The organism is Gemmatimonas sp. (assembly GCF_031426495.1).
Classification (GTDB): Bacteria; Gemmatimonadota; Gemmatimonadetes; order Gemmatimonadales; family Gemmatimonadaceae; genus Gemmatimonas.
On the sequence record NZ_JANPLK010000077.1, the window covers coordinates 160,505 to 186,469 of the forward strand.

The 25,965-nt window shown below is 65.1% G+C and carries 21 protein-coding genes and 1 tRNA gene; 16 read left to right on the forward strand and 6 right to left on the reverse strand.

Going from position 1 to position 25,965, the window contains the following annotated elements; genetic code table 11:
- The first annotated feature begins 2 nt into the window (after positions 1-2).
- Together RMP10_RS19240 and RMP10_RS19245 are read left to right on the forward strand one after the other, a co-directional pair.
- Positions 3-719 carry a response regulator transcription factor gene (locus RMP10_RS19240; RefSeq protein WP_310571721.1) on the forward strand — a complete coding sequence of 239 codons (717 nt, stop codon included), beginning with the start codon at positions 3-5 and terminating at the stop codon, positions 717-719.
- Positions 720-767: 48 nt separating this feature from the next.
- The gene (locus tag RMP10_RS19245; RefSeq protein WP_310571722.1) at positions 768-2,174 is read left to right on the forward strand and encodes an ATP-binding protein; all 1,407 of its coding nucleotides are present in this window, start codon (positions 768-770) and stop codon (positions 2,172-2,174) included.
- Here the strand turns inward: RMP10_RS19245 and RMP10_RS19250 are convergent.
- The gene (locus RMP10_RS19250) at positions 2,171-3,100 is read right to left on the reverse strand and encodes an NAD-dependent deacylase (RefSeq protein ID WP_310571723.1); all 930 of its coding nucleotides are present in this window, start codon (positions 3,098-3,100) and stop codon (positions 2,171-2,173) included. The genes RMP10_RS19245 and RMP10_RS19250 overlap by 4 nt on opposite strands.
- Positions 3,101-3,333: 233 nt before the next feature.
- On the opposite strand from RMP10_RS19250, the gene RMP10_RS19255 reads away from it, so the two are divergent.
- From RMP10_RS19255 to RMP10_RS19300, 10 genes are all read left to right on the forward strand, one after another.
- Positions 3,334-6,120 carry a TonB-dependent receptor gene (locus tag RMP10_RS19255; protein WP_309670297.1) on the forward strand — a complete coding sequence of 929 codons (2,787 nt, stop codon included), beginning with the start codon at positions 3,334-3,336 and terminating at the stop codon, positions 6,118-6,120.
- A 109-nt stretch (positions 6,121-6,229) separates the two neighbouring features.
- Positions 6,230-7,969, forward strand: coding sequence for a fibronectin type III domain-containing protein (locus tag RMP10_RS19260; RefSeq protein WP_310571724.1), 1,740 nt, complete (start codon positions 6,230-6,232; stop codon positions 7,967-7,969).
- A gap of 329 nt (positions 7,970-8,298) precedes the next feature.
- Entirely contained in the window at positions 8,299-8,766 is a 468-nt protein-coding gene (locus RMP10_RS19265) for a hypothetical protein (protein WP_310571725.1), read from the forward strand.
- 1 nt (position 8,767) lies between these two features.
- Positions 8,768-9,907, forward strand: a complete 1,140-nt coding sequence (gene pstS / locus RMP10_RS19270; RefSeq protein WP_310571726.1) for a phosphate ABC transporter substrate-binding protein PstS — start codon at positions 8,768-8,770, stop codon at positions 9,905-9,907.
- Between the two features lie 56 nt (positions 9,908-9,963).
- Entirely contained in the window at positions 9,964-10,890 is a 927-nt protein-coding gene (gene pstC, locus RMP10_RS19275) for a phosphate ABC transporter permease subunit PstC (protein WP_310571727.1), read from the forward strand.
- A complete protein-coding gene (gene pstA / locus RMP10_RS19280; RefSeq protein ID WP_310571728.1) occupies positions 10,887-11,768 on the forward strand; it encodes a phosphate ABC transporter permease PstA in 882 nt (293 codons plus the stop codon). The genes pstC and pstA overlap by 4 nt, the downstream gene beginning before the upstream one ends.
- Entirely contained in the window at positions 11,761-12,549 is a 789-nt protein-coding gene (locus RMP10_RS19285) for a phosphate ABC transporter ATP-binding protein (protein ID WP_310571729.1), read from the forward strand. Before pstA ends, RMP10_RS19285 begins: the two co-directional genes overlap by 8 nt.
- Positions 12,546-13,322, forward strand: a complete 777-nt coding sequence (gene pstB, locus RMP10_RS19290; protein ID WP_310571730.1) for a phosphate ABC transporter ATP-binding protein PstB — start codon at positions 12,546-12,548, stop codon at positions 13,320-13,322. The genes RMP10_RS19285 and pstB overlap by 4 nt, the downstream gene beginning before the upstream one ends.
- Entirely contained in the window at positions 13,322-14,035 is a 714-nt protein-coding gene (gene phoU / locus RMP10_RS19295) for a phosphate signaling complex protein PhoU (protein WP_310571731.1), read from the forward strand. The genes pstB and phoU overlap by 1 nt, the downstream gene beginning before the upstream one ends.
- Complete coding sequence (locus RMP10_RS19300; protein ID WP_309670730.1) at positions 14,032-15,627, forward strand: Ppx/GppA phosphatase family protein; 1,596 nt, start codon at positions 14,032-14,034, stop codon at positions 15,625-15,627. The genes phoU and RMP10_RS19300 overlap by 4 nt, the downstream gene beginning before the upstream one ends.
- A 21-nt stretch (positions 15,628-15,648) precedes the next feature.
- On the opposite strand, the gene ppk1 is transcribed toward RMP10_RS19300, so the two are convergent.
- From ppk1 to RMP10_RS19320, 4 genes are all read right to left on the reverse strand, one after another.
- Entirely contained in the window at positions 15,649-17,787 is a 2,139-nt protein-coding gene (gene ppk1, locus RMP10_RS19305) for a polyphosphate kinase 1 (protein ID WP_310571732.1), read from the reverse strand.
- Positions 17,788-17,848: 61 nt separating this feature from the next.
- Positions 17,849-18,886 carry an inorganic phosphate transporter gene (locus RMP10_RS19310; RefSeq protein ID WP_309670732.1) on the reverse strand — a complete coding sequence of 346 codons (1,038 nt, stop codon included), beginning with the start codon at positions 18,884-18,886 and terminating at the stop codon, positions 17,849-17,851.
- Positions 18,887-18,892: 6 nt separating this feature from the next.
- Complete coding sequence (locus tag RMP10_RS19315) at positions 18,893-19,504, reverse strand: DUF47 family protein (protein WP_309670733.1); 612 nt, start codon at positions 19,502-19,504, stop codon at positions 18,893-18,895.
- 137 nt (positions 19,505-19,641) lie between these two features.
- Complete coding sequence (locus RMP10_RS19320; protein WP_310571733.1) at positions 19,642-20,412, reverse strand: rhomboid family intramembrane serine protease; 771 nt, start codon at positions 20,410-20,412, stop codon at positions 19,642-19,644.
- A 191-nt stretch (positions 20,413-20,603) separates the two neighbouring features.
- On the opposite strand from RMP10_RS19320, the gene dnaK reads away from it, so the two are divergent.
- The 3 genes from dnaK to RMP10_RS19335 all read left to right on the forward strand — a co-directional run bounded on the left by dnaK (position 20,604) and on the right by RMP10_RS19335 (position 24,383).
- Entirely contained in the window at positions 20,604-22,544 is a 1,941-nt protein-coding gene (dnaK, locus tag RMP10_RS19325) for a molecular chaperone DnaK (RefSeq protein WP_310571734.1), read from the forward strand.
- A 135-nt stretch (positions 22,545-22,679) separates the two neighbouring features.
- Positions 22,680-24,200, forward strand: coding sequence for a trypsin-like peptidase domain-containing protein (locus RMP10_RS19330; protein ID WP_310571735.1), 1,521 nt, complete (start codon positions 22,680-22,682; stop codon positions 24,198-24,200).
- A 101-nt stretch (positions 24,201-24,301) separates the two neighbouring features.
- Positions 24,302-24,383: transfer RNA gene (locus RMP10_RS19335), tRNA-Leu, on the forward strand.
- Positions 24,384-24,632: 249 nt separating this feature from the next.
- Here RMP10_RS19335 and RMP10_RS19340 read toward each other — a convergent pair.
- A complete protein-coding gene (locus tag RMP10_RS19340) occupies positions 24,633-25,601 on the reverse strand; it encodes an alpha/beta hydrolase (RefSeq protein WP_310571736.1) in 969 nt (322 codons plus the stop codon).
- A 129-nt stretch (positions 25,602-25,730) separates the two neighbouring features.
- On the opposite strand from RMP10_RS19340, the gene RMP10_RS19345 reads away from it, so the two are divergent.
- Complete coding sequence (locus tag RMP10_RS19345) at positions 25,731-25,958, forward strand: hypothetical protein (protein ID WP_310571737.1); 228 nt, start codon at positions 25,731-25,733, stop codon at positions 25,956-25,958.
- Positions 25,959-25,965 lie beyond the last annotated feature (7 nt).

Below are 25,965 nucleotides of genomic sequence, written 5' to 3' on the forward strand. Positions count from 1 at the left end.
GCATGCAAGCTGCGCCGTCCACTGAACGCATCCTCGTGGTCGATGACGAGCCGGAAATCGTGGCGCTCGTCACGTACCACCTCGCCAAAGTCGGCTATCGCGTCGCGACGGCCGCCACCGGTCAGGAGGCGCTGGAGCTGGCGCGCCGCGAACGGCCGTCGCTGATGGTGCTTGACCTGATGCTCCCCGGCATCTCGGGATTCGACGTGCTCGAGCAACTCCGCACCGATGAGTCCACCCGCGACATCGCTGTGCTCATGCTCACCGCGCGCCGTGAGGAGCCCGATCGCATTCGCGGCCTTTCGCTCGGCGCCGACGACTACCTCACCAAGCCGTTCAGCCCCGCGGAACTCGTGTTGCGCGTCGGCGCGATCCTGCGCCGCACCGGCAATGCGGCGCCCGTGAACGCCGATACGCTGGTGATCGGCCCGCTGCACATCGACCGCGCCGCCATGGCGGTCAAGGTCGACGCGCAGGAAGTCGAACTCACCCCCACCGAGTTCAAACTGTTGCTCACGCTCGTTGAGCGTCGTGGACGCGTGCAGGGACGCGGCCTGCTGCTCGAAACAGTGTGGGACGCCGCCCCCGACATTCAGACGCGTACAGTCGACATGCACGTGCAGCGGCTGCGCACCAAACTCGGCGCCGCCGGCGATATGATCGAAACGGTGCGCGGCTTCGGCTATCGCTTCCGTGCGGCCATGCCGCGCGGCGCGTGATCGTCAACCGCTCCGGAACGCACGCCGCCACCACGCGGTGAGCACGTCATGAGACTGGCGCAACGGATCGTTGTGAACAGCTTCGTGGTCGCGACGCTGCTCGTCGGCATCGTGCTCTTTGCGGTCGAACGACGCGTCACCGAGCGCGTGCGTGCCGAGGAGCCGACAGCCGCGGCCTCGGCCGACGAGTTTCTGTCCAAAGTGCGTCGCGACATCGTGATCGCCGGTTTCGCCGCCTTGCTGGTCGGCGTGGCCCTCGCGCAGGTCCTTGCCGCCCCCGTCGCGCGCCCCATCGAAGAACTCCGCGACGTGGCGCGCGGTCTCGCGGCCGGTGATCTCACCCAACGTCCGTCGCGCGCCATCGCTGGTGGTGAAGTGGGCGACCTGGCCGAGGCCCTGCGCCGGCTGGCCGAGCAGCTCGAGGCCCGGTTGCAGGCGCTGCATGGCGAAGAAGCCCTTCTCGTCGCTCTTACCGAATCGCTCAACGAAGGCGTGATCGCCGTCGATGCACGCCAGCGCGTGGTGCGCATCAACGAGACGGCGCGACAGCTCCTGCGCCTCCGCGAACCGGTGCCCTTCCCCGCCGACTTTCTGCCGCGCGACCGTACGCTACGCGAAGCGCTGGCCGCCGTCCTTTCCGGCAGTGATGCCGTGCCCGATGAAGTGCGGGTCGACGATCGCACGCTCTCGCTCACCGCGCGGCCGCTGCCGGGAGGCGGTGCCGTGCTGGCGCTCTACGACCTCACCCCCGTGCGCCGGCTCGAAGCCGTGCGCCGGGATTTCGTGGCGAACGTGTCGCACGAACTCCGCACGCCGCTTACCGTGATCGGCGGCTTCGTGGAGACGCTGCAGGACGAAGCGCTGCCGGCCGAACTGCGTCGCCAGTTCCTCGCGATGTGCGAAGGGAACGTACGGCGCATGCAGCGCATCGTGGATGATCTGCTCGACCTCTCGCGTATCGAATCGGGAGGGTGGGTGCCCAACCCGATCGATCTCGATGTCGCGGTTGTCGCCGCTGAGGTGTGCTCCCCGTTGCACGCGGCGGCGACCGCGAAGGGCGTGGCGCTGCGTACCGAGATCGGCGCCGACGCCGGTCATCTGTACATCGACCCCACCGCGGCGCGACAGATTCTCAGCAACCTGGCCGAAAACGCGCTGCGCCACACCACGACCGGTGAGGTCGTACTCTTCTCGCAGAACGAGGACGGCGGCACTCGGATCGGCGTGCGCGACACCGGCACCGGCATCGGGGCCGAACACCTGCCCCGCATCTTCGAGCGCTTCTACCGGGCGGATCCGGGTCGTTCGCGCGAGGCCGGTGGTACGGGATTGGGTCTCGCGATCGTACGGCACCTGGCCGAATCGCATGGAGGTAAGGTGAAGGCCGAATCGCAGCCCGGCGTCGGGACCACGATCTCGGCCTGGATCCCTCGCGCGGACGCGGCGGCGGACTAATCGGACGGCTGATCCGCCGTAGCCGGCTCGACAGAGAGCTGAGCCGCGGAGGGAGGGGGAGCCGCGTGATTACGGATCGGCGGGGCATTCGATTCGTGGCGACGGGCGCGACGACCGGCAAAGGCCTCCGCAATCAGGCGTGGCAGCATCACTCCTGCCGGCCCTTCGATCGGCAGAATGCTGGGTCCGCGGCGCTGCCCCTCCATGGTCGGATTCACCACGATCACCGTCGCCCCGTGGGTAGCCGATATCCACGGCAATGACGCCGCCGGCTCGACCACGTTTGACGTGCCGACCGAGAGGAAGACGTCGCAGGCCACGGCGGCGTTGCGCGCGGCCTCGAACTCCTTCATCGGCATCGGCTCACCGAACCAGACGACGTCAGGACGCATGAGCGCACCGCAAGTCAGACAGAGCGGCGGCTCGGACGCCTGAGCCTCGCTGGGCACCAGCGTGCCGGGGCACCCCGCGCTGCAGCGGGCCCGCATCAACGACCCGTGCAGACTGATCACGTCATGTGAGCCGGCGCGCTCATGCAGGTCATCGACGTTCTGGGTGACCAGGGTGCAATGCGCGACCCGCGACGCCAGTGTCACCAGCGCTTGGTGCGCCGGATTGGGCAGCGCCGACCGCACCATCGTGCGACGGGCGGCATACCACTGCCACACGCGATTCGGGTGCGCTGCGAAGGCGTCGGGCGTGGCCAGCTCCCGCGGCGAGTACTTCGCCCAGAGTCCGGTCAGCGCATCGCGAAAGGTGGGTATGCCGCTTTCGGCCGAGACGCCCGCGCCGGAAAGCACGCAGACGTGCTCCGCCGCGCGCAGGGCTCGGGCCGCGACCGAAAGGGCCTCGGCGCGGGTTTGCGGATCAGTGGGAGGGGGCGACGCGACGCGTCGACGCTCGAGCAGGGGATCAGAGGCAGCCATTGTGCGGGCGAGAATATCACGACAGGGCACGGCGCACCAGCCCCCTCCTACGGGTGAGTCCAGGTCGCCGCAAACCCGCGCTCCGTGACACAACCGTTGCACAACCGTGCGGAGATCGAAACCTGGGTCACGAAGCTTTCCCGTCATCCGGAGCCCATACGGTCCGGCAGACCAGGAACCACGAGCGCCCGACCGGGCGTCTCCGCAGTCTTCATATACCGACCCGATCATCCATGCGGACCTACGCACACGTGCTCTCCCGTTTCGCGCGTCATTTGACGCTGGCGATTGCGGCTGCCGTCGTTCCCGCTTCTACAGTTGTGGCACAGGGAGCTGACGCTCCTGTTGGACGGATTACTGGCCGCATCATCGACGCGACCACTGGCCAGGGCATCGCGGCCGCTGGCGTGCAGGTGGTCGGCACCACGATTGGTACGCAGTCCGGCGTCGACGGTCGATACATCATCGCCCGCGTGCCTGCGGGCACAGTAACGATTCAAGTGCGGCGCATCGGATACGGACCGAAGACCGTCACGGGCATCATCGTGCCGGCGAACGGTGCGCTCACCCAGGACATCTCGCTCAGTACGGCCGAACTCCAGCTGGCTGCGGTGAGCGTCACCGCAAGCAGCGAGCGCGGCACGGTCAACGAAGCGCTCGACAAGCAGCGCACCGCCACCGGTATCGTGAACTCGGTCACGGCCGAACAGATCGCCAAGAGCCCGGACGGTGATGCGGCGCAGGCGATTCAGCGTGTGAGCGGCGTGACCGTGCAAGACGGACGTAGCGTGTTCGTGCGCGGACTCGGCGAGCGGTACACGGTAACCAACCTGAACGGCGCGCGCTTGCCGAGCCCGGAGCCGGAGAAGCGCTTCGTGCCACTGGACATCTTTCCGTCGGCGCTGCTGCAGTCCATCAACACCACGAAGACCTTCACCCCCGACTTGGCCGGCGACTTCTCAGGCGCCTCAGTCGACATCGAAACACGCGAATTTCCGCTGCGCCGGACGTACATCTTCTCCTCGTCGATCGGCATGAACGATCAGGCGACCGGCCGTCGTCTGGCTACCGCGCCGACGGTGGGAACGGAGTGGCGAGCCAGTGGTGGTTCGGCTCGTGCAGTGCCGTCGCAGTTGGCGACCGCGCGCGACGTAGCGAACCTCACCACGCGCGAAGCGATGAACGGCGCGGTCAACTCGCTGCGAAACGCTTGGACGCCCATCCAGCAGACGGGCTCGCCGAATGGATCGCTGGGCCTGAGCGTAGGCGGTCAGGATCCGATCTTCGGTCAGCGCATCGGATACCTCGCCTCGTTTACGTACTCGGCCACGCAGGAAGTCCGGGCCGACGACTATCAAGCCAATCCGATTCAGCGTGACGGTCGCCCGCAAGTACTGGAGTCGTGGCAGGGAACGGGCAGCCGTCGTGGGGTGCTCTGGGGCGGCATGTTCAATACGAGCACCATGCTCGGCAGCAAGAATCGCATCGCGCTCAACAACACATACACTCGCAGCGCGGACAACGAGGCTCGCCAGAACGAAGGCGCGTCGTTCGGCTTCTCGGGCATCAACATTCAGCGTAACACGCTGCGCTATGTAGAGCGCACGATTCGCTCGTCGCAGCTTAAGGGAGAACACACGATCGGCGGGCGGCAGAATCTCGACTGGACGGTGTCGTCGTCTGGCGTCTCGCGACGCGAGCCGGATCGCTCCGACCTCGTGTACGCGCAGTTCACTCCCGGAGGGCCGTACGCCTGGAGCGACGGTAATCCTGACGTGGCGCGTCGCACGTTCGGCGATCTCAATGAGAGCAACTGGACGGGTGGTGCCAACTACCGACTCGCGTTCAGCGATAGCCCGAATGCTGTCAAGCTCAAGATGGGTGGCTCGTACCGCTCCACCGCGCGCGACGCGGTGAATCGCCAGTTCAGCATCGTCTCCAATTCTGTGCCGGTCGCCGATCGCAACCTGCCGGCGGAATCGCTCTTCGACGGACGCTACACGGGTGGGAACGCAAACCAGTTCAACGTTATCAACGTCGCGGAAGACGGCATTTACGATGCGACCGAGCGCTTGGTCGCGGGCTATGCCATGCTCGAGCTGCCGTTCGGTTCGCGCCTCCGGCTTATCGCCGGCGCCCGCGTCGAAGACGCTAACATCACGGTGAACACGTCGCTGACGAACAACAACACGTTTGTCTCGACGCTCAAGAACACCGACGTGCTGCCCGCCGCCGTGCTGAACTTCAAGCTGTCCGAGAATGGTCAGCTGCGCGCCTCGGCCTCGCAGACGTTGGCGCGCCCTGAGTATCGCGAGCTCTCGCCGGTGCAGTATCTCGAAGTCATCGGCGGCCAGATCACGCGCGGTAATGGTGACCTGGTCCGCACACTGATCCAGAACTACGATCTCAAGTACGAACTCTTCCCGAACGCCGAAGAAGTGTTCAGCATCGGCGTGTTCGCGAAGCAGTTCGACCGCCCCATCGAGCGCATCGATATCGCAACGGGCGGCGCCCCGATCGTCTCGTTCTTCAACGCCGCGTCGGCCAGCAACCTCGGCGTCGAGCTCGAGGCCCGCAAGAATCTCGGCAACGTGGCCAGTGCGCTCGACGCGTTCAGCGTGTTCACGAACCTCACGCTCATGCAGAGCACCATCAAGGTGGGCGCAGACGCCTCGGCGAATACCAATGCCGATCGACCGATGATGGGCCAAGCCCCGTGGGTGGCCAATGTTGGTTCGTCGTGGGCGAGCAAGTCGGGACGCATCTCCTCCACGCTGCTCTACTCGGCGGTCGGGCCGCGCATCTACGCCGCCGGCACGATTCCCTTCCCCGATGTGAAGGAACAGACGCGTCACGTGGTGGACTTCTCCGTGCGCTTCCCGGTGACGCAGCTGTTCCAGCTCAAGCTTGACGCGCGTAACCTGCTCGACGCGCCGTACAAGCTCACGCAGGGTCCCGTCACGCGCGAATCGTATCGCATGGGTCGCCAGCTCTCGGTGGGAGCGCAGTGGCGTCGGTGACACGATCGTGACGGAGCCGTCGCTATAGCATGACGTAGAACAGACAAAGTTAGGGGGACCGGCGCAGAGTCGGTCCCCCTCTTTGCATTCACCAACTATCCCCGTCGTCATGACTCGTAATTGGACTCGCAGGGCACCTCGCGCCGGCGCCATCCTCGGCCTGATCGCCCTCGCCGCCTGTGGCGACGACGGTCCAACAACACCGGCGGCGTTGACCACGCCGACCGGCGTCGTCGGTACATCGCCCTCGCCGACGAGCGTTCGTATCGCTTGGTTGGCGGTCAGCTCGGCCAGTGGGTACCGCGTGGAACGCGCGCCGGAAGTTGGCGGCACGTTCGCGCAGATCGGTACGCCCACCACGCCTGAGTATGTGGATTCGGCGCTGTTGCCCGAGACTGCGTATCGATATCGCGTGATCGCTGTCCGCGGCTCAGATGTCAGCCCGACGTCGACCGAAGTGACGGTTCGGACGAGCAATCGCACGGTCGTGCAGGTCACATCCGATGTGACAACGAATACGACTTGGACCGCAGGCAACACCTACCAACTGACGCGCATCATCTCGGTCGCGAACGGCGCAGTGCTCACGATTGAGCCCGGCACGCTGGTCATCGGTGCGCCGATCACGACGGGACAGGCGCCCGCCGTCTCAGCGCTCATGGTGCTTCGCGGCGCACGAGTCAACGCGATCGGAACGCGATCGGCGCCGATCATCATGACGTCGTCGGCGGCCGCTGGCAACCGCGCTCCTGGCGATTGGGGCGGATTGATCATCGTTGGCAACGCTTCGTCGAACCGTACCGGTCGTACGGTAGTTGAAGGTCCGGCTCCGGCCGACACGGTGAGCTGGAACGGCGGCACGGCCGATGCAGACAACTCAGGCTCGTATGTCTACACTCGCGTGGAGTTTGCCGGCGCCGCAGCGCAGTTGAACGTCGAGCTCAACTCGTTCTCGTTCTACGCCGTCGGTCGCGGTACGCGCGTCGAGTATGTGCAGGCGATCCGCGGCCTTGACGACATGTTCGAGTTCTTCGGCGGTACGGTGGACGCACGCTACCTGGTGTCCTACGAGTCGGGTGACGATCATTTCGACGCGGCCGAAGGATTCCGTGGCCGGCTGCAGTATATGATCGCTCTCCAGACTGGTCCGCGCGTGTCTCCGCGTGCCGGCAACCCCGGCGCCCTGTCGGGCGAGCAGAGCGGCTTTGAAGTGGACGGCTGTGGATCGGCGTCTGGCACCTGTGCGGTCGGCTTCAATTCCACGCCGTACAGCATGCCCGTGTTCGCGAATTTCACCGTGGTCGGGCCTGGTGCGGGCGTGTTGCCGGTTCGTGCCGGCGGCGACGGCGGACTGGGCGCGAACATTCGCCGCGGCACTGGCGGCGTCTGGATGAACGGTGTGATCGCGCGCTGGCCGGAAGCGGCGTTCTCGATCTTTGATCCCGAGACGAACACGCGACTCACGGAAGACTCACTGAACTTGCGCAATCTCCTGTTCGCCGAGAACAACCGCGACTACGACGCGGCTGGGGCCACGAACCGGTTCGGCACCGTGGACAAGTTTACGACCGCGTCGATCCGTACGTCCGCCGCCCCGGCCAACGCGTTGTTCCTCTCCCTCCCGGGAGCGGCCACCGAGATCGCGAACAATGCGACGCTCGACTGGACGCCAGTTGCGGGCTCGCTGCTGACGACGGGTGGCACGGGCGTCACGTTGCCGGGTCGCGTCCCGACGCGCGTGACGAACTTCTTCGGTGGCACGATGGCGGGAACCACGTTCGTTGGCGCCGCCGACCCGGCTGCCACGGACAAGTGGTGGACCGGCTGGACGGCATACTACCGTAACTAGCCGCAGCGAGTAGCATCAACGGGGTCGGATCTGTCTGGATGAAGATCCGACCCTCTTGCATTCCCCAACTTCACCCGATGCAACGCTCACTATTTCGATCGGCCGGCCTCGTGCTCGCCTGTTCACTGATCACGGCATGTTCGACGGACACGTCACGATCCGGTGATTCCGCAGGCGCGGCCTCGGCCAACGCACGTCAGCCGATTCCTGACGGAGTCGATCCTCGCATGGTCGAGTGGCGCGAAGATGGAGTGCTTGTTGCCTCAGCAGATTCGTTGCGAAAGACACCCGGATATGTCGTCGATAGTGTCTTCCCTCCTGAAGAGGCCATGCGCCGCTTTCGCGCCACGATTCCAAAGAGCGCGCCGACGCGCCTCTCCGGTGGTGCGTCCTCCGTCAGTGCCTTGATTCGGGACTACTGGGCGGCGCTGACAGCGGCCGACACGAGCGCTGTCCGTTCGCTCAGCCTGAATCAAGCAGAGTTCGCGTATCTGTACTTGCCCGACAGCCCGGAGATCAGGTCGGGCATGCAGCCCGCGATCGCGTGGCTCGTACTCGACGACGCGTCGGTTCGTGGCCTCAGTCGCGCCCGACTTCGCGCTGAAGGCGCGCGCAATCTCCCCGTGGCGAGCGTCGCCTGCAGTGGCAGCGAGGTCGCCAACGGCGCCGCACACGTGCAAGGACCGTGCGGCATCGTACTGAAACGTGCCGCTAGCCTGGACACGATCTGGATTGCGAATCGCGTCATCCGTCGTGACGGGGTCGTGAAGCTGCTCGGTTTCGCCAACCCTTTGTAACGTGCCGCGACTATCAATTTCCCTCAGCCGTATTGGTCTGCCAGCGCTCGTGCTCGCGGCCTTGGCGATGATCGCGGCGTGCGGTGATCGTCGATCTAGCGCCGTCGACTCCACCACTGCGCTCGCGCCGAGTGGCACCCGCGTCGACTTGACCGGCGCCGGCGCCACCTTTCCGTATCCGCTTTACTCGCGCTGGTTCAACGAGTACGCCACCCTCACCAACGTCCGCATCAACTATCAGTCGATCGGATCCGGCGGCGGCATTCGTCAGGTCGTCGCGCGCACCGTCGACTTCGGCGCCACCGATGTGCCAATGACGGATGCCGAACTTGCCAGCGCCGGCATGCCGGTGCTGCACATCCCGACCGTCATCGGCGCCGTCGCCATCACGTACAACCTGCCGGGATTGTCGCGGCCGCTCAACCTCAGCCCCGACGTCATCGCCGACATTTTCCTCGGCACGATCACGCGCTGGAGCGACGCACGCATCACCGCGCTAAATCCGAATGTCACGATGCCCGACACCGATATCCTGGTCGTGCATCGCGCCGATGGCAGCGGGACGTCGTACATCTTCAGCGACTTCCTCACCACCGTGAGCCCTGCCTGGGCCGCCGGACCGGGCCGTGGCAAAGACGTGCGCTGGCCGGTCGGTATCGGCGGTAAGGGCAATGAGGGGGTGGCGGGCCAAGTGAAGCAGATGCCGGGTGCGGTCGGGTATCTCGAAGTCGTGTACGCACGACAGAATCGCCTGCCGGTCGTGCACGTGCGCAACGCGGCCGGCCGGTTCATCTCACCGATGCCCTTCGAGATCGCGTCGGCGGCCACCGCCGTGTTGGAGGCCGATCGCAAACTCTTCGCGTCCGACGCCAAGGGCGCACCAGACCTCCGCGTATCGCTCGTGAACGCGCCCGGAGCGCAGTCGTACCCGATCGCGTCATTCACCTGGATGCTGGTGGCACCAACGGCCATCGGCCCGCAGAAGAGCCGCCAGCTCGCGGCCTTCATCCGCTGGGCCCTGCTCGACAATCCCGACGTGGCCAGCACGTTGGGCTATGTGCCGCTCCCGTCCGAAGCCGCCACCCGCATTGTGGATCGACTCGACGCCACGCTGGCAGCCGGACGGCCCGGGTCGCCGTGACAGATCCGTTACACGGGACCGCGCGGTCGCGAGGCGCGAAATCCTAGCTTCCGTCCATGCAGTCCCCCCTCGGTGACCGGCTTTATCGCACGATCACGACGGTGTGCGCCGCCGCGATCCCCTTCGTGCTCGTGCTGCTCACCGCCGTGGTTGTGCGCGCGGCATGGCCCGCCCTGGCACTCCATGCCGGCGATCTCGCCTTCGGCCGCACGTGGGATGTGCCGCATGAGCGATTTGGCGCCGTACCGGCCGTTGTCGGCACGCTGCTCTCCTCCCTGATCGCGTTGGCGATCGCGACGCCGCTCGCTCTCGGTGTAGCCATCTTCACCGTCGACATCGGCCCTCGTCGCCTGCACGAACCGGTCGCGTTTCTGGTCAATCTGCTCGCGGCGATACCGTCGGTGGTGTACGGTCTCTGGGGGGTGTTCGTACTGGTGCCCATGCTCCGCAACACGATCATGCCGGCGCTGCTGCCCTTCGGTGCCGTAATGCCGCTGTTCCGCGGTCCGGCCTACGGCCCAAGTCTGCTCGCAGCCAGTCTCGTGCTCGCCATCATGATCCTGCCGTACATCGCCAGTGTGAGCCGAGAAGTGTTGCGAGCCGTGCCGCAGACGCAGCGTGAGGCCGCGCTGGCGTTGGGTGCCACCCGCTGGGAGGTGGTGCGCGATGCCGTCTTACCCGCAGCTCGCTCTGGCTTGATCGGCGGCGTCATGCTGGGCCTCGGCCGCGCCCTCGGCGAAACGCTCGCGGTCGCGATGGTGATTGGCAACCGGCACGCCATTCCCGACTCGTTGTTCGATCCCGCCTATACCATGGCGTCGCTCCTCGCCAATGAATTTGCCGAGGCCTCGAGCGATGCGCACCTGTCCGCCCTGATGGCCGTCGCGGCCTTGCTGCTGCTCATCACGCTGCTGGTGAATCTGCTGGCCCGTTGGCTCGTCCAGCGCGTGGCGACCGGGTTGCCCGGTTCACGGTGGACATGACAACGCGCGCGCGTCAGCGTCAACGCCGCGGCCAGGTCATGACCGTGCTCACGTGGATCGCCGCCGCCGTCGCCGTGATCCCGCTCGTACTTATCCTCGCGCAACTGCTGCTGAATGGGCTCCTTCAACTCACGCCTACGTTCTTCACGCAGATGCCGTCGCCACCGGGCGTCCGTGGCGGTGGTGTTGCGAACGCGATCATAGGATCGATCATGCTCGTCGCCATTGCGATGTCGGTGGCCGTTCCGGTCGGTATCGGGGCGGGCTTGTATCTCGCCGAACACCGTCGCGGACGATTCGCGCTGGTCGTGCGATTGCTGGCCGATGTACTGAGTGGACTTCCATCCATCGTGCTCGGCATCTTTGCGTGGGAACTGATCGTCCGTCCATCCGGACATTTCTCGGCGTGGGCCGGCGGCATCGCCTTGGGGTTGCTTGTCCTGCCGCTCGTGACTATAGCCACCGAGGAGATGGTACGACTCGTGCCAGTCGCACTCACCGAAGCAGCCTTGGCGCTTGGCTTCTCGCGCTGGAGAACTGCGCTTGCCGTGGTACTGCGCACGGCGATGCCCGGTATCGTGACGGCCGTGCTGATCGCGATGTCGCGGGCGGCCGGCGAAACCGCTCCACTGCTCTTCACCGCGTTCGGCAACCCGTTCTGGTCCGTCGATCCGTCTCGGCCAATCGCCGCGCTGCCGCTACAGATCTATTCCTACGCGCAGAGCCCCTACGACGAGTGGCGCGCACAAGCGTGGGCCGGCGCCTTGGTGTTGCTCATCCTCGTCACCATCATCAGCGTCGCGGGCCGCGCCGTCGTGGGCGCACGCGCCAAACTGTTGTCAGCGGTCACGCCGCGTGTGGGTCGCGTGGATGAGTGAGCTGTCGCTCCCGGCCGTCGCCGCACCACCGGTACATCTCCGCAACCTCTCGGCGGGCTTCGCCGATCGTGGCGTGCTGCGACAAATCACCGTCGATGCGCCGGCAGGCCGCGTGCTGGCCATCGTCGGTCCGTCCGGGTGCGGCAAGAGCACGGTGTTGCGATGCATCAATCGGCTGCACGAGCTCGACGAAGGCGCGTTCGTGAGTGGCGACGTGTCGATCGGCGCGTTCTCTGCTTATACACCAAACGCCGACGTGATCGCCCTGCGCCGTCGCGTGGGTATGGTTTTTCAGCGGCCCACTCCCTTTGTCACGCTCTCTGTGTTCGACAACGTGGCCTCGGGACTGCGCGCTCAACGTCGCGGGTTGCCGCAGAGCGAGTTGGAAGGACTGGTGGAAGTCGCGTTGCAGCGCGCGGGACTCTGGCGCGAGGTCGTCGACCGACTTTTCGGGTCGGCCATGGCATTGTCCGGCGGTCAACAGCAACGACTGTGCATTGCGCGCGCGCTGGCGGTGCAACCCGACGTGCTGCTGCTCGACGAGCCGACGGCGTCGCTCGATCCCATGGGCACCCAGCGTATCGAAGAGTTGCTGTACGATCTGCGCGATACCGTCACGGTCATCATGGTGACGCACAACATGCAGCAGGCGGCGCGCATCTCCGACGTCACAGCGTTTCTGCTCGATGGTCGGGTAGTGGAGTGTGCGCCGACCCGTCAGCTGTTCACGACGCCGGCCGACGCGCGCACCGAAGCGTATATCACCGGCCGGTTTGGATGATCACCGACATCCACAGCCTTCCCGGTGCCGTGGTCCTCGAGCGCTTCTCCGCGTGGTTCGGCGCCGCGCCCGCGTTGCACAACGTCGACTTCGCGGTCCGTCCGCGGTCCGTCACCGCGCTCATCGGTCCGTCCGGGTCGGGCAAGAGCACGTTGTTGCGCGCCATCAACCGCCTCAACGATGAGCTGCCGGGCGCGCGTCATGCCGGACGACTCCTGCTCGACGGCGCCAATGTGTACGATCCTGCGGTCGACGTGAGTGAACTGCGCCAGCGCGTTGGCATGGTGTTTCAACGGTCGAATCCGTTTCCACGTTCGGTCTTTGACAATGTGGCCTACGGCCCGCGCCTCAACACCGGCGCGACCGGTCGCGCCCTCGACGACACCGTCGAAGACGCGCTGCGCCGCGCCGCGCTGTGGGACGAGGTCAAAGATCGACTGCACGACAACGCCCTCACGCTGTCCGGCGGACAACAGCAGCGGCTGTGCATCGCACGAGCGCTCGCCAATCGGCCGGCACTCTTGCTGCTCGACGAACCGACCAGCGCGCTCGATCCACAGGCTACGCAGCGCATCGAAGAACTCCTGTACGACCTTCAGCAGGACCTCACCATCATCATCGTGACCCATAACCTGCATCAGGCCGCGCGCGTCTCCCGACGCACGGCGCTACTGGTGGACGGCGTGCTGGTGGAAGACGCCGCCACCGATCAGCTGTTCACGCGTCCGGCCGATTCACGCACCGAGGCGTTCATCACAGGGAGGTTCGGCTGATGCGCAATGCCCCCGCCGGCTACCGACATTTCCACGACGAGCTCGCGCTACTGAAGCAGCGGCTGCTCGACATGTCCGAGCGTGCCGAATCGTTGGTCGCGCTGGCGATTGAAGCGCTGCTCGAGCGCGACCGCGACAAGGCGATCGCCGTCATCGAGGCCGACGAGGAACTCGACCGACTCGAGGTGGAGGCGGAGAATCAGGCCATTGCCATGCTGGCTCTGCAGCAGCCGATGGCACGCGACCTCCGCTTTCTCATCGGGGCCATCAAGGTGTCCAGCGACCTCGAGCGCGTGGGCGATCACGCCGTGAATATCGCCCAGTGTGCGGTGCGCCTGGTCGATCAGCGCATGCCGGCGCCGGCGCTCCCTGCCCTCGCCGATATGGCTCGGCGGGCCCGCGCCATGCTCAGCGACGCGCTCGACGCGTTTATCCGCGGAGATGGCGCACTCGGCCGCGCCGTTGGCAAGGCGGATGACGACGTCGACGCGCAACACGAAGGCATCTTCCGCGCGCTGCTCGCCGACATGATGCGAGACCCGCAAACCATCGCCCCATCGCTCGAACTCCTGTTGGTGAGCCGGAATCTGGAGCGGGTGGCCGATCTGGCCACCAACATCGGGGAAGACGCCGTGTATCTTGCCGAGGGGAAGCAGATCCGTCATCGGTTCGACGAGGATGCCCCAACGCCCTCTTCCAGCGACTCGACATGACGGCACCAAGCACGACCGCATCGACCGACATTCGCATCGCCGCGATCGACATCGGCTCCAACTCGGTCCGGCAGATCGTGGCGGACGTGTCCCCCAGCGGGCAGATCCGCGTCGTGGACGAGATGAAGGCGATGCCGCGGCTGGGAGAGGGACTCGAGGCCACCGGTTCGCTGTCGACGACCGCGATCGATGCCGCCGTGACCGCGGTGCAGCGCATGGTGACGTTGGCCGGCCAGCTTGGTGCGGCCCGCATCGAAATCGTGGCCACCAGCGCCGTGCGTGATGCCGCCAACGGCGCCGACTTCACCGGGCAGGTCGAAGCGCGCACCGGCCGAAGCGTCCGCATTCTGAGTGGCGAGGAAGAAGCCCTGCTCTGCTTTCGCAGCGCACTGGCGCACTTCGAGTTGGGAGCCGGCCGCACGGTGGTGATGGACATCGGGGGCGGCTCGCTGGAACTCGTGCTGGCGAAAGACGGACTCATCGAACGCGTGGCGTCGCTCCCGTTCGGCGCCGTCCGACTCACGGAACGCTTTCTTTCCCCCAAGGTGACACCGCGGCGCGTGCGCGCGCTGCGTGAGCATGTACGCGACGGCCTTCGCCGCTCGGTGCCGGTAAAGGATTGGCGAGGGGCCCAGGTGATCGGCTCGGGCGGTACGTTCACGAACCTTGCCGGCATCGTGTTGTCGCGACAGCACGTCGCGGTGCGCTCACCGCACGGGACGCGCGTGACGCGAGTAGAACTGGAGCACGTGCTTGATTGGCTGCAGCGACTCGAGTCACATGAACGTGCGCATGTGCCGGGACTGAATCCGGCGCGGGCCGACATCATTGTAGCCGGACTCGCGGTCGCCGCCGAGGTCTTATCGCGCTTTGACCCGCGCGATTTGTTGGCGTCGGCGTACGGCATTCGCGAAGGCCTGCTGCTGGAGGCCGCCCGCGTAACGCCCGTCGTGGCTGATCCCGGAGTGGCTCGCGAACGTTCGGTGCGTGAGTTCGCCGAGCGCTGTCACTACGAAGAGCCGCACGCGCGTCAGGTGCAGGCGCTCTCGCTGCAGCTGTTCGACGCGCTCGCGCCGCGCCTCCAGCTGGGCGCCGACGATCGTCGGCTACTGGCCGACGCCGCGCTTCTGCATGACGTGGGCTACCACATCAACTACGAGAAGCACCACAAACATTCGTTTCATCTCATTTCGCATGCCGAACTCCTGGGCATGACGCCGGCCCAGCAGATCGTCGTCGCGCATGTGGCCCGCTACCATCGCGGCACGCCGCCGAGGACGAAGCACCGCGGTTTCGCGCAGCTCGACCGCGCGGCGCGAGAACGCGTCGTCAAGCTGGCCGCGCTACTGCGCTTCGCCGATGGCATGGATCGCGGCCACGTCGCCGCCGTCGGCGCTCTTCGTGTGAAGTTGACGAACGAGGCGTTGCGGGTGAGTGTGGTGGAAGCCGAGGGCGCCACCAACGTTCGCCTTGAGTGCTGGGGCGCGAGCCGCAAACGACAACTGCTCGAGGAAGTGTTGGGCCGACCGATCATTGTGGTGGCACCGGATGGCACCGAAATCAGTGCCGACGATGACGGAGACGGCGAGTAGACGCGCCGCCTCGCGCGTCGATCAGTCCGACTCCGTCAAGTCCGACGCCTTTGTGCGCTTCCGCTTGGCCGCCGGCTTGCCCGCACCCTTGGTATCCGCCGCCCCCCACGGGTCGCGCATCAGGGTCGCATGCGTGGCGCGCACGTCGGCGCCATCCGGCACGCGACGACGATACGTACCGTCGCCACCGAGCTCCCACGCCTGTCGGTTATCGGCCAGACACGTTTCGAGGACGAGATGCAATCGGCCGTGCCACGCTACGTCCTCGATCGGGGTCATGGCTTCCACACGGCGATCGAAGTTGCGAGGCATCCAGTCGGCGGAGCCGATGTAGTATTCCGGATTCCCTCCGTTGGAGAAGAACGTGATCCGCGAGTGCTCGAGAAAACGGCCGATAATACTGACCACGCGAATGCGATCGCTTACGCCACTGCGCTTCGGCAGCAGGCAGCAGATGCCACGCACGATCAGATCGATCTCCACCCCGGCTTGCGACGCGCGATACAACGCCGCAATGACTTCCGGATCGACCAGGGCATTCATCTTGGCGATGATGCGCCCGCCGCGCCCGGCCTTGGCATGCGCCGCTTCCCGCTCGATCAGTTCGAGCGTGCGCTTCCGCAGATTCGCCGGCGCCATGATGAGCCGGCGGTAGAACTTCTGCCGCGAGACACCGGTCAGTGAGTTGAACAGGTCGCTGGAATCGGCGCCGATCTGCGGATTGCAGGTGAAGAGGCCGATGTCGGTGTACAACCGCGCGGTCTTCGAGTTGTAGTTGCCGGTACTGACATGCACGTAGCGCCGGATGCCGTCGGTGTCTCGACGTACCACCAACACCGTCTTCGCGTGTGTCTTGAGCCCCGGCAGTCCGTAGGCCACGTGGATGCCGTAGCTTTCCATCGTGCGCGCGAACGTGATGTTGTTCTGCTCGTCGAAGCGCGCCTGCAGCTCGATGATCACCGCCACCTGCTTGCCTGCTTCGGCGGCCTCGGTGAGGGCCCGCACGATCGCGGTGTCGCCCGATGTACGGTACAACGTGAGCTTGATCGCGAGCACCTGCGGATCGCTCGACGCCGCTTCGAGGAATGCTTCCACCGACGAACTGAACGACTCGTACGGGTGATGCACCAGCACGTCACGCTCGCGGATCACTTCAAAGATGTTGCGGCCATCGCGGAACGGTGCCGGGACCACTGGCGTGTACGGCGCATCGCGCAGTTCGGGCACGTCGATGCTGGCGATCTGCATCAGATCACCGAGCTCCAGCAAGTCGTCGCGATCGTGCACATCGCGCGCACTGAGCGGCGCAACGAGCTGCGTCTCGCTTTCGCTGAGCTCTTCCAACAGCAACTGCCGCATGGACTGCGGCATGTCCCGCTGCACTTCCAGGCGTACCACCTCACCGAACCGGCGCTGAAAGACCTGCTGCTCGATCGTTTCCAAGAGGTCTTCCGGCTGGTCGATCTGGCCGAGGTCGAGATCCGAGTAGCGCGTAATGCGGAAGGTGAACCAGCGCTTCACCTCCATGCCCGGGAACAGCGTACCCAGATGTTCGCCGATCACTTCTTCCAGCGGCACGAAGCAGTGCTCACCCGCGCGCTCGATCGGCACCCAACGCGGGAGCGACCGCGGCACTTTCACGCGCGCAAAATGCTCCTTCCCACTCTCCGGATCGCCGATATCCACCGCCAGGGAGAGCGACAGATTCGAGATGTACGGAAACGGATGACCAGGGTCCACGGCCAACGGTGTGAGGACCGGGAACACCTGCGATTCGAAATACGCATGCAGGCGTTCACGCTCGTCGTCATCGAGCGACGCCATCGGCACCAGCTTGATGCCCCTCTCGTCGAGCGCCGGCAACACGAGCGCGTGCAACGCGTGATGCCGACGCTGCAGCAACTCATGCACCCGCGTACGGATCGCCTCGAGCTGTTCCGGCGGCGACAACGGATCGGGCGGATACTGCGGCGCGCCCGACGTGACCTTTCGGCGCAGTCCCGCGACGCGCACCATGTAGAACTCGTCCAGGTTCGTACTGAAGATCGCCAGGAACTTGAGGCGCTCCAGCAACGGTACGCGCGCGTCGAGCGCTTCTTCGAGCACGCGCGCATTGAAGTCAAGCCAACTGAGCTCGCGATTCAGATACGGCAGCGACAAAGCGGTCGACGACGGGATAGCGGCGGTCCGGCGCGGCGTACCGCGGCGAACAGGTGGCGAATCAGACAGGATGGATAGCCGCGAGCAGACGGTAGGAAATCGCGGCCATCGTCGCGGCCGCGGGAATCGTGATGACCCACGCCCAGACAATGCGGCTCGCCAACCCCCAGCGTACCGCCGAGAGCCGCGTCGTGGCGCCGACGCCGACGATGGCGCCGGTGATCGTGTGCGTGGTGCTGACCGGAATCCCCAACCGCGTGGCCGTGAGGATGACGAGCGCTCCGCCGGTTTCGGCGCAAAAACCGCCGACCGGCTTCAGCTTCGTGATGCGCGTGCCCATGGTGTGCACGATACGCCAGCCACCCGACAAGGTGCCCAACGAGATACACGCGTAGGCCGCCAACTCTACCCACACCGGGATCGTCTTCAGATCCTCGACATAGAAGAAGTGCAACCAGCCCGTCTGCGTGGCAAAGGTCGCCTTCGACGCGACCAGCAAGGCGACGATGATACCCATCGTCTTCTGTGCATCGTTACTGCCGTGCGCCAACGACAGCAACGCGGAGCTGGTCAGCTGTGCCGCGCGGAAGAACTTGTCCACCCGAGCATTGGTCGCTTTCTGGAACACGTTGAAGACGAGTACCATCAGGCCGAAGCCCATCAGCATACCGAGTGCCGGCGACAACACGATGGCCGCGAGGGTCTCGATCCACTTCGGTCCCCAAAGGAGTGCGGCGAATCCCGCTTTGGACACCGCGGCGCCCGCATACCCGCCGATGAGCGCGTGCGACGAGCTGGACGGAATGCCGAACCACCACGTAATCAGGTTCCAGATGATCGCGCCGAGCAACGCGGCAAGGATCACACTGGGATCGACGATCTTCATGTCGATGAAGCCGCCACCGAACGCCTTCGCAACGGCGGTGCCCGCGACGAACAAGGCTGCGAAGTTGAAAAAGGCCGCCCAGATGACCGCGGCGAGGGGGCTCAGCACGCGAGTGCCGACGATCGTGGCGATGGAATTCGCCGAGTCGTGGAACCCGTTGATATAGTCGAACGCCAGCGCCATCACCACGATGAACAGAACGAAGTAGACCACGGATCGTCAGCTGTTCTTGAGGGCAATGCTTTCGAGCACGTTCGACACATCTTCGCACTCGTCGATCGCATACTCCAGCGCGTCGAAAATCTCCTTCCACTTCAGGACTTCGATGGCCGGCTCCTCGTGCTCGAACAGCGCTCCGACCGACCGTGCGTAGAGCACATCGCCTTCCTCTTCGAGCTGTTTAATGATGCGGCCATGCTCCAGCATTTTCGCGCGCTTCGTGACATCCCCGACCGACGCGAGAATCACCGCGCTCGCGCGCACCAGGACGTCGGCCATCTCGACCCCGCCGCTGCGGGGCGCCGTAACCCGGAACATCACCACGCGGCGGGCCGCGCCATTGATCAGATCAATCACGTTGTCCAGGCGCGTCGCCAGCACGTGGATATCTTCGCGGTCGAGCGGCGTGACGAAACTGGTGTCGATACGCTGGTTGATGAGATGGACAATGGAATCACCATCCGTTTCAACCTTCTTGATCTCCACCGCGATGCGCGCGGCGTCTAACGGGTTCTCCAACAACGAGCGCAGCAGCGTCGACGCACTGCCCATGTATACGGCAAGCTGCCGGAAGTGATCGAAGAACGTTTCGTCTTTTGAGAAGAGCTTCACGGCTCGGATGGCTGAAAGAGGTCTGACTGCCCACGGGTCACCATGCGCACCGTAACAATTACGTCACCGGTGCGAGAACGCCACGTGTGATGCCCATCGTTACACGACGGAGACGCACTGCGCCGGAACCGAACGGTTCACCGCCAAACCACTTTCGCGTCGCTCACGGCCACCTTGCGGCGCACGAGCTCCGGGTTCTCAAACCAGCGCGCCAACAACGCCCCCACCACAAAGCCGCCTACGTGCGCCCAGACCGCCACCCCACCGGAGATCTCACGACGTAAGGGCGACAGGTCGGGCAGGCCGGCCAGCACCTGGCTCCCGAACCAGAGGATGAGCACCGCCCACGCCGGGAAGCGCAGCAGAAAGAAGGGCGGAATGAATGTCCGTACCTTCACTCGCGGATACAACATGAGGTACGCGCCCATGATTCCCGAGATCGCCCCCGACGCGCCCACCGTCGGCACGGGAGACGACGGGTCGACCGCGAGGTGGGCCATCGCCGCCGCCACGCCGGTCAGCAGGTAGAACGCGACAAACCGCCACCGACCCATACTGTCTTCGACGTTGTTGCCGAACACCCAGAGGTAGAGCGAGTTGCCGATGATGTGCCCCCAACCGCCGTGCAGGAAAATACTGGTGATCGGCGTGAGCCAGTTGATCGCGTAGTCGTCGATCACGCAGGCCAGCGCCTGATCGCCAAACCGCCCCAGCGGCACGCCGAACCCCACCGGCGCCATCCGGCTCAGCTCGCCTGGCACCATCCCGAGATCGCAGACGCTGATGGCCAGCGGCAGCGGACTACCCGCCCCCTGCACGAAAAACCAGACAGCCCAGGTGATCGCCAGCAGCCCGATGGTCATCACCGGAGTGCGCAACGTGGGATTGTCGTCGGAAACTGGAAACATCGCACTCCCGGCCAAGTCAAATTGGCAGACTGCCTCCACGACAGTCTTCGAAACACCACCTACCGCCAGAATTGCGCCCATCCGGCAGGCGCATCGTGGCCCACGCCTTGCCCTTTATGGCAACAGCAGTGGATCGGATCAAGCACGTACCAAGAAGTCCCTACAGGCTGCAACTCCTCAACGAGACCTCAATGGCTGAAAAAGTTATCGGCATCGACCTGGGAACCACCAACTCGGTGGTCTCCGTGCTGGAAGGTGGCGATCCCGTGGTCATCCCGAACGCCGAGGGCGGTCGGACGACCCCGTCGGTCGTCGGCTTTACGAAGGATGGCGAGCGCCTCGTTGGCCAGATCGCCAAGCGGCAGGCCGTCACAAACCCGCAGAACACGATTTTCTCGATCAAGCGCTTCATGGGTCAGCGGACGACCGAAGCCCAGGCCGAGCAGTCGCGTGTACCGTATAAGATCGTCGCTGGCCCCAACGACGTGGCCTCGGTTGAAGTGGGTGGCAAGCGCTACACGCCGCCCGAGATCTCGGCCATGATCCTGCAGAAGATGAAGCAGACCGCCGAAGACTACCTCGGTCACAGCGTGACCAAGGCCGTCATCACGGTCCCGGCCTACTTCAACGACGCGCAGCGCCAGGCCACCAAGGACGCCGGCAAGATCGCCGGTCTCGACGTGCTCCGCATCATCAACGAGCCCACCGCTGCCGCACTCGCCTACGGCCTCGACAAGAACAAGAAGACCGATGAGAAGGTCGCCGTGTTCGACTTGGGCGGCGGTACGTACGACATCTCCGTCCTCGAGTTGTACGACGTCGACGGTACCCGTCAGTTCGAAGTGAAGTCCACCAACGGTGACACGCACTTGGGCGGCGACGACTTCGACCAGCGTGTAATGGATTGGCTGGTGGCCGAGTTCAAGCGCGATCAGGCGATCGACTTGAGCAAGGATCCGATGGCGATTCAGCGTCTCAAGGAAGCGGCCGAAAAGGCGAAGATGGAGCTGTCGAGTGCGAACAGCACCGACATCAACCTGCCCTTCATCACCGCCGACCAGTCGGGCCCGAAGCACCTGAACTACTCGCTCACGCGCGCCAAGTTCGAACAGCTCGTGGACGACCTGATTCAGCGCACCCTCGAGCCCATGAAGAAGGCGCTCAAGGATGCCGGCATGCAGCCCAGCGAAGTCGACGAGATCATTCTCGTGGGCGGTTCCACACGTATTCCGAAGATTCAGCAGGTCGTGAAGGAGTTCTTCGGCAAGGAACCCAACAAGGGCGTAAACCCGGACGAAGTCGTGGCCGTTGGTGCCGCCATTCAGGGCGCGGTGCTTACCGGTGAGCAGAAGGACGTGCTGCTGCTCGACGTGACACCGCTGTCGCTCGGCATCGAAACACTCGGTGGCGTGATGACGGTACTCATTCCGCGCAACACGACCATCCCCACGAAGAAGGCGGAGACGTTCTCCACCGCCGACGACAACCAGACGACGGTTGAGATTCACGTGCTGCAGGGCGAGCGCGAACTGGCCGTGTACAACCGCACGATCGGCAAGTTCCAGCTCACGGGTATCCCGCCCGCTCCGCGTGGCATGCCGCAGGTCGAGGTCACGTTCGACATCGACGCCAACGGCATCCTGCATGTGACGGCGCGCGACAAGGCGTCGGGCAAGGAAACCAAGATCCGCATCGAAGCGTCCAGCGGTTTGTCCGATGGCGACATAGACAAGATGGTCAAGGACGCCGAAAAGAACGCGGGCGAAGACAAGCAGCGTCGCGAAGAAATCGAGACGCGCAATCGCCTCGACTCGCAGACGTACGAAGTCGAAAAGAACGTGAAGGAGTGGGGCGAGAAGGTGCCGGCCAACCTGAAGGAGCGGATCGACGCGTCGATCGAACGGTCGCGGAAGGCACTCCGCGGCGACGACATGGCCGAGATTCGGGCCGCGCAGGAAGAGCTGACGAAGGCGTACAGCGAAGCTGGACAGGCCTTCTACCAGCAGCAGTCGACGGACGGTGCCGCCCCCGAGGGTGGTGAAGCACCGGCCGCTGAGCCGGCCGCAGGCGGCGCGAAGGCCGACGATGTGGTCGAAGCCGACTACGAGATCGTCGACGACACCAAGAAGTAGGCGCCACCTGTTTGGTTGAAGGCACCGGATTCTCGCGGAAACTGAAAGCGGGGGTCCGGTGTCTTATCGTATCGCAGGATGTAGGTCAGTTTTATGCAGCACTTCGCTCGCACCGCATTCACCGGGTTTAGACACATGGCTTCTCGTTTCTCCCGATTCCGCTTCGCCGCTGCCGCGGCGGTGAGCTTTTCCGCCGGCGTAGTCTTCGCATCCGGCATGAACTGGACGAAGATCAGCTGGGCGCAGGGTGGCACGACGTCGCGCTCAGCCTCCGTGCGTGGCCCCATGGCCCCCGAAGGCAGCTCGTTCGCCGATATCGCCGAGCGCGTGACGCCGGGCGTGGTGGCGGTGAACACCACGCGCACCGCCCGCCCGCGTCCGCAGGCTCGCAGTCGCGCACCGCAAGGAATGGAAGACTTTCTCGAGCAGTTCGGACCGCAGCAGCCACGGCAGCAGCGCGGCGAAGGCTCGGGATTCATCGTAACGCAAGACGGTTACATCGTCACCAACAATCACGTGGTGGCCGACGCCGACCAGGTGTCGATCACGCTCAGCGATGGTCGCACCTTCAAGGCGAAGGTGGTCGGCACCGACTCCACCACCGACGTCGCCGTGGTGAAGATCGACGCCAAGGGGCTCCCCACGCTCGCGATCGGCAACGACGAAACGACGCGCATCGGCGACTGGGTGCTCGCCGTCGGTAACCCGCTGGGCCTCGACTTCACCGTGACCGCCGGCATCATCTCGGCCAAGGGACGTGGCTCGGAAATCCAGCTACCGAACGCCGGTAACTTCACGATCTCCGACTTCATCCAGACCGACGCCGCGATCAATCCGGGCAACTCCGGTGGCCCGCTCATCAATCTGCGCGGCGAAGTGATCGGCTTGAACAGCGCGATCGCCAGTCAGACGGGCTTCTACTCGGGCTACGGCTTCGCGATTCCGATCACGCTGGTGAAGGCGGTCACCGATGACCTGATCAAGGAAGGGCGTGTGCGCCTGCCGGTGATGGGTGTGTCGGTCGGTCGCATCGATCCGGAAGACGCCGGCATCAATGGCCTAGCCCGTGTGGCGGGCGTGAAGGTAGCGGGCTTCAACCCGGCCGACGGTGGCCCGGCGAAGGCCGCTGGCATCGAAGTTGGCGACATCATCATCACGGTCGACGGCAAGCCGGTCGACCGCGTGAGCTCACTGCAGCGAGTAGTGCGTTCGCGCCGTGTGAACGATGTGGTGCCGGTGGAAGTGATGCGCTTCGGCACGAAGAAGAGCTTCAAGGTGAAGCTGGTGGAAGCCGAGGCGATCAGCCGCGTGGCCGCGCTGCCGGAAGCTGCTGCGAAGGCGGTGCCGGCCGCGGGCAAGCTTGGCATCACAGTCGAAGCCATTCCGGCTGATGTGTCCGAGCGGATGAAGCTCGACGGTCGTGGCGTGCGCGTGTCGAATGTCGCCGAAGACGGCCCGGCGCGCGACAAGCTCGCCGCCGGCAGCGACATCGTGCTCGAGGTGCTCTACCCAACACCGCGTCGCGCCGTGAAGACGGTGAACGACCTGCAGGGCGTGCTCTCCGGCCTCAAGGACGGCGACTACGTGAGCTTACTGGTGCAGAACATGGACCCGCGCGTGGGTCAGCGCGTGGTGAACATCCGCGTGGGCGGCTGATCGCTCGCCGATCGGCTCAGCGGGACCACAACGGGCGGTGTCGCACAAGCGACGCCGCCCATTGTTCTTGCGGCGTACTCGTTATGTTGTGGAAGCAGTTTGCGGACGTGGCGAAATTGGTAGACGCACCAGCCTTAGGAGCTGGCGGGGCGACCCATCCCGGTTCGAGTCCGGGCGTTCGCATGGTGATTCTTCGCGGTGAGTATGTGATGCCGCGGTTTCGGAACAGCTCGGCCGCGAATTGACGCGAATGTCCACGGATCTCACCGGCGCGCTTCCACACCACGTCGACGCGACGTCATCCAATAGGATTTTTGCTGTTCATCCGCGAGCGCTCGCGCCGATCCGCGGTAAGGCTTTTGGTCAGAGCCCCGTAAGTGAACGGCCTGACCGCGCATTGACGCGAACGACCGAGGATCAACAACCTCCGGGTCACCGCTTCAAGAAAGCCTCCACCGCCGGCCACACCACATCGGGGCGCTCGGCGTAAGCGAAATGCGCCGCGCGCGGCACACGCACCAGCGTCGCGTTCGGCAGTGAAGAGATCCATTCCTCGACCAGATCCATCGGGATCGCCTCCTGCTCGCCGTGAATCACCAGCGTGGGCACCCGCAGTGTCCGCAGCTGCGGCCGGATATCCCAATCGCCGTACGAACCCATCACCAGCCGATTCGTGGTCGTGAGGCCAAAGCGAATGCCGCGCGCATCGGACGCACACAGGTCAGCATGAATCATCGGCAGCGTGCGTGCCGGCTCGGCAAGACGCGGCACCATCGCCGCACGCCAGTAGTCGCGGCAGGCCGACCGGATGTCCTCGTCGCTGGTGGCCCGCTGCAATCGGCGATTGGCCTCGGCCGACTGACGCCGCAGCATGCTGTCCATGCGCGCCGCCGAGTTCTTGGCGAAACGCGCCCAGAACTCGCCGCGCCGCGGCGGCACTGGGCCGATGAGAATCATCCGGCGCATGTGCTCTGGATGCGCGATGGCGTATGTCGCCGCGAGCAACGGTCCATACGAATGCGCGATCAGCGTGAGACGGTCGATGCCGAAGTGTACGCGAACGGCCTCCAGGTCGGCGATTTGCTGCGTCGCGGAGAGCGTCGTGGTATCGGTGGGCAACGTCGACCGACCGGCCCCGCGCTGGTCATAGAAGATCACCGTGTGCATTAGGGTGAGCGGTACGAAGTCTCCTGCGATGCTCTCGAGGTCTACGCCCGGGCCGCCGTGGATCGCGACCAGCGTATCGGTGCCGCGACCCGCACTCCGATAAAACAAGCGGGCGCCGTCGGGCGCGGTCACGTAGCCCGCACGTTGCGCCGCTAACGGCGACACCATCGGGAGCAGGAGAGACAGCACGAACCCGGCGATGATCGCGCGGGGCGTAGACCGGGGCATACTCATCGTCGATACTCGCCAATCATGGGGAGAAGCTGAGACCCTCCCCCAAGCTATTCAGCAACCACCAGCCGCGGGCGTATCTTTCCCCGGCCAGCCACACGGTGACCACTCTCCCCCGCCCGCCACTCGACCATGCCCGTCTACGTGTACGAAACCATCCCGCAGTCCGAGGCCGAGTTCCCGCAGACGTTCGAATTGCGCCAGTCGATGTCGGAGCCCTGCCTCACCGCGCATCCGGACACCGGCGCGCCGGTGCGACGCGTGCTCTCGGGTGGTCTTGCCACGTTCACTGGCGCGGCGGCGGCGGTGCCAATGCGGGGCGGTGGCGGGTGTGGGTCGGGCTGCGGCTGCGCCTCCTGAGCAACCG